The organism is Coleofasciculaceae cyanobacterium, from assembly GCA_036703275.1.
Taxonomy (GTDB): domain Bacteria; phylum Cyanobacteriota; class Cyanobacteriia; order Cyanobacteriales; family Xenococcaceae; genus Waterburya.
In genome coordinates, this window is the sequence record DATNPK010000063.1 from 1 (window position 1) to 4,023 (window position 4,023).

The window sequence follows — 4,023 nt, forward strand, 5'->3', positions numbered from 1 at the left end:
CTCTAGGCTTTTTGTTATGTCTAGCTTGTAGTACTTTCTTAAAGAATCTTTTGGCAGCTTCTTTATTTCTTCTAGCACTCAGCATAAAGTCTAAAGTATTGCCTTCGCTATCTACTGCTCTGTATAAATATTTCCATTTTCTATTCACCTTAATGTAGGTTTCATCTACACGCCAAGAATCATTAGTCGGCTTTAAATAATTTCGGCTTCTTTTTTGTATTTGAGGCGCATAAATGATTACCCACCTATAGATTGTAGTGTGATCTACAGACAACCCTCTTTCCAACATTATTTCTGATAAATTCCTGTAACTCAAAGCATAGCGAAGATACCATCTCACACAAAAATAAAATAATCTCACCTTGGAAATGTTTCCATTTAAACGGCTGCTTCGAGTTCATCTTATTAGTAGTAATTAATATTTAAATTATACTACAAGTTTATCTCAAATTTTTGCAACAGAACCCGCTCGATAGTTCTGAACCTTTCTTGAAATATAGCAGGCATGAAAAGTCTCTTTCTGCCTCGCTTGGGAGTGGTTCGACCTCGGAGATTTTCATGTTCTGTTGGGGATCATGCCTCAATTAAAAATGGCTTTTCGATTCTTGCGACTGTCATAAACACCATCTAGAAAACACGATAGTATTCTTCAGATTAAATCCGACCATCCGAGCGATATGAGTCACTTGTGGCAAAACTTTCCTCAACAGAGGAGATTCATTACGATTGCCAGGAGCGGTAACAAAGGGAGCTATGACATTACAGTTGCGGTCGCAAAATGCCACGACTCTATCACCTTGGAGATGTTTATGTCCGCTCAAGCCAAAATTATCACGACGCGAAGCTAATCCTTTAGGGCACCTTTTTTCGCTGCTGTGGTTGTTCCATCACCATGAATAACAGTAATATTAAGAAGTTTTTCCTGGTGGAGTAAGGATACAGAATCCACAAAAATGTTATCAAAACATCCATGGATTTCAAAGCGTCGAAAAGCTCGATAGATTCTAGAGTAGTGAATTTCTGGATGCCCATCTTGGTCTGTAGCAATAGGTAGCTCTTTCCACTGACTTCCTACATACAAGAGCTTTAAAATGTAGTTAAAAATGACCTGTAAAGAGAGTTTTGGCTGTGGACCACGACTGACAAAATGTAGATGAGGCAAGACAAATTGCTCGAACTGTTCGACGGTCAAATGAGTTGGAATCCAATTCCAGGATTGGGCTTGAGGCATTCTTGTTTCTACCGTTTCTCCAATTAAAATGACTTGAGTCACTTTAACTTAAGTTAGTGAAATCCTAAGTAGATATAGGCTTCTAGACAAATTCACCCAACGAACAAAACCCGCAACCAGTTCTTAGCTATAAAACAGCGAAAATCCGATTACTATTGGTGTTATGATTGGCAATTTATCCTGTGATTTCATAGTTTTGACCTCAACTTTCAAACTCTGGCAGCAACGACAATTAAATCCTGTTTAATCAATCCTCCAATCAAAGCATAACTTCTTCCCTTGTCCTACTATCATCAGTATTCCCAAGCGTTTTCTCAAATTTACCTGAGTGAGTTGCAAGGACAAATTTTAGCTTGTCCCTACTTTGCCGTAAATAATTTGAATCGTGATTTTGTAGGGACAAAGGGATTTTCTCTAGTATTTCGGCGCTCACATCTGACGGACATCAAGCAGCGTTTCCCTTACCTCAAGCTCTACCTGAATCGAGTAGTGCAACAAGAGTGCAATGCTTTTTACCTCAACCCCCTACTACTCGGACTCGGCTCTAGGGTAGACCCCCACATCGATCGCTCTTTGCGCTCCTACTGCAAAACGATCGCCTCTCCTGTTGTAGTCAGCGTTCTTTATGTCAAGGTACCTACAGATTTAGAGGGAGGGGAACTGGTGCTGCGATCGCACAAACGCCAAATTGCACAAATTCGCCCCCAACCAAACACTCTGCTATTTTTCCAGGGAGATTTAATCCATTCGGTGAAGCCTGTGACGAGTCCAGGTATTCGCCTGAGCCTTGTTTGTGAACAATACAACCTGGATGATGCTCAACTGAGGGAAATCCCAGAACTTCAACTAGAGTCAAGGGCAGTTAGAGCAGAGAAGGGGAGAAATAAGCCAAGAAAAAGAAGTTGAAGCAATAGCTTTGGTAAGCAAGTTTCCCTGATTACGAGCGAAAGTTACCCCATCTGGCTTTAACCATCCATGACCACAATAGATAAGCATGTTACATTAAATTAAATTCAACGATACTTTTGAAATTCTCAAGAGTTTTTTTTATGCCATCACATTATTACAGGTTTACACAGCAACAATTATAGCCTTCACTTTTACCATCATCAAAATTACACTTGCTATCATTATCATTAAAATACATTACTACTTTCATACTACTTATCAAACAAAAAGACTCAGAGCGATTAGGCTTCGCCTAGCCTACGGATCGCGGCTATTGACCAAACTTTTAAACAATCACAATACCTTTACTGGCTCGATCAAAAAAAAGCTAAAGGCTAAGAGCTAGGGCTTTACCCTTTATTGACTGATTTTAGTCTTTTCATCGAAAAATGTTTGAGTTCACTTAATCAGAGATAATCTGCTTACTTCTATCAACTCACCCACCATTTCTAACTTCGCCCATTCACCATCGATCGCTTCTACTGTAAATGGTGATGCCCAACTGCAATGACCTGGATAGTCTTCAATCGTTACCTTATCTCCTACTCTAATGACAGGCTAGCCTGAATTCATCAGCATCAGAAGTTATATACAAAAAGCCTGTAGAGCAATCTTCAACACCAGCCCACACAGTCCAACTGTAAACATTAATCCCCACTGATACCTGAATCCCACGAGAAAGAGCATAACTGTTACTCGAATCAGAGCTAAGGTCTTGAGGGAACTTACAAGAAAGCCTCTCTAGCAATTTAGATGCTATTTTCCAGGCATCTTCGGCTGTTACAAAAACCACAAAATCCAACAGGCCACTCCACTGAATCTATTAGCCAATCTCTCAGCTCAACTGAATTCAGCTTTAATTTTAAATGCTCAAGAGCGGGAATTGGCGGACGAGATAGCTTCGTCCTTCTTATTTTCCCCTCGGTTCGATTCAGAGAAAAAATTGCTACTTGAGAATTTCTCTTAGTCGGTTTACCGTATTGTTCACCTAATAATTTCTTTCTTCTTCTAGCTTCACCCATTAATTACAGATAACCTCTTTATTTCTACTAACTCACTGACCATCTCTAGTTTAACCATCTCACCATCAATCGCTTCTACTGTAAACGGGCTAGCCCAACTCCAATGTCCTGGGCAATCATCTACCATCACGAGATCCCCTACTGTGATGGCAAGCTGATTATTCTCCACCTCATACTCTGTATTGGTTCGGGTTTTCAATTGCCTTATCTGTGACGGCATTTCTAAAACTTCTTCTAATATTTCTTTTTCCTCTTTCTGCCCTCGATCATCTGTACTACAGATGGTTTCATTTTCTACACTCTTTTCTAATTCTGGTGAGTTTTGATAAATGCCGTCACAGTCGTCACATTCATCACTACCAGTACTTTGATCCATCATATGCCCTAAAGGACTAACTACGTGTCGCAGAGCGGTATGCCACGGCACTAGCCCGTGCATGATTAGCGCCTGGAGGCGCGTCCTTCGCGTCGTCCTTTAGGACATAATCCATCATATTCGTCACTCTGTCCATTACCATCGTCCACAATTTACTTATTACATTCGTGTTCTCTGGTCGAGGGCTAATATTTATTTCTACTTCAGAGTTACCAGTAATTAATGGTGGTGAAGTGTCACTCTCATCTCGAATCTTCAAACCCACAAAATATGCTCCCTCGCGATCGCGTTCTTTCCTGATATCTAAACCCAACTGATTCTTGCCCAGGTCAGATAGTAAAGTGACAAATCGACGTAGGCTAACAGGACGAGTCCCGCTGTTATGGCAGTATTCCGTGTAATTAGGATAAAGCCATTTCTCAGTGTTGAGATACCAAAATGGTGAA

6 protein-coding genes and 1 pseudogene are annotated in these 4,023 nt (G+C 40.5%); 1 reads left to right on the forward strand and 6 read right to left on the reverse strand.

Translation table 11 applies throughout. From position 1 onward, the window contains the following. From V6C71_11255 to V6C71_11265, 3 genes and pseudogenes are all read right to left on the reverse strand, one after another. A pseudogene (locus tag V6C71_11255) lies at window positions 1–401 on the reverse strand (IS6 family transposase). A gap of 213 nt (window positions 402–614) precedes the next feature. Next, the gene (locus tag V6C71_11260; GenBank protein ID HEY9769053.1) at window positions 615–785 is read right to left on the reverse strand and encodes a hypothetical protein; all 171 of its coding nucleotides are present in this window, start codon (window positions 783–785) and stop codon (window positions 615–617) included. 59 nt (window positions 786–844) lie between these two features. Continuing rightward, window positions 845–1,273 (reverse strand): transposase, encoded by a 429-nt coding sequence (locus V6C71_11265; protein HEY9769054.1) that lies wholly within the window; start codon window positions 1,271–1,273, stop codon window positions 845–847. Between the two features lie 237 nt (window positions 1,274–1,510). On the opposite strand from V6C71_11265, the gene V6C71_11270 reads away from it, so the two are divergent. Continuing rightward, complete coding sequence (locus tag V6C71_11270) at window positions 1,511–2,137, forward strand: 2OG-Fe(II) oxygenase (GenBank protein HEY9769055.1); 627 nt, start codon at window positions 1,511–1,513, stop codon at window positions 2,135–2,137. A gap of 791 nt (window positions 2,138–2,928) precedes the next feature. Here the strand turns inward: V6C71_11270 and V6C71_11275 are convergent. The 3 genes from V6C71_11275 to V6C71_11285 form a co-directional block, all read right to left on the reverse strand. Beyond that, the gene (locus V6C71_11275; GenBank protein HEY9769056.1) at window positions 2,929–3,201 is read right to left on the reverse strand and encodes a DUF2839 family protein; all 273 of its coding nucleotides are present in this window, start codon (window positions 3,199–3,201) and stop codon (window positions 2,929–2,931) included. Further along, complete coding sequence (locus V6C71_11280; GenBank protein HEY9769057.1) at window positions 3,194–3,640, reverse strand: hypothetical protein; 447 nt, start codon at window positions 3,638–3,640, stop codon at window positions 3,194–3,196. The genes V6C71_11275 and V6C71_11280 overlap by 8 nt, the downstream gene beginning before the upstream one ends. Further along, on the reverse strand, window positions 3,594–4,023 hold a 430-nt coding region (locus tag V6C71_11285), incomplete at its 5' end, for a hypothetical protein (protein HEY9769058.1). The genes V6C71_11280 and V6C71_11285, both read right to left, overlap by 47 nt.

Coding starts and splice junctions, on each gene's coding strand:
- V6C71_11275 (HEY9769056.1), bottom strand. CDS start 3,201: ATGGGTGAAGCTAGAAGAAGAAAGAAATTATTAGGTGAACAATACGGT.
- V6C71_11280 (HEY9769057.1), bottom strand. CDS start 3,640: ATGCACGGGCTAGTGCCGTGGCATACCGCTCTGCGACACGTAGTTAGT.